1 protein-coding gene is annotated in these 280 nt (G+C 57.5%); it reads right to left on the reverse strand.

Annotation, left to right across the window (positions count from 1 at the left end; all coding sequences use genetic code 11):
• Positions 1 to 280 (reverse strand): CoA-transferase (locus tag V5P19_RS23390; RefSeq protein WP_334407927.1); only part of this gene is annotated, 280 nt, incomplete at both ends.

The raw sequence follows: 280 nt of genomic DNA on the forward strand, positions 1-280 counted from the left end.
GTTTCGACCAGTTCATCTGGCTCTACCAGCGTGATCTCAGCCGCAAGGGCTATCAGGGGGTTACAGTTGCGGGCGCTAAGTTGATAGGTCAGGTTGCCAAGTGTGTCGCAACGATGAGCGCGAATTAGCGCCAGGTCGGCGCGCAGTGGGCGTTCGAGCAGCCAGGTTTTACCGTCGAGTGTCAGTGTCTGTTTGCCTTCCTCTACGACGGTGCCGACACCCGTTGGGGTGAGAAAACCACCAAGTCCAGCTCCACCACAGCGAATTTGCTCGATTAGCG

Source organism: Enterobacter sp. UNJFSC 003 (assembly GCF_036903355.1).
GTDB lineage: Bacteria > Pseudomonadota > Gammaproteobacteria > Enterobacterales > Enterobacteriaceae > Enterobacter.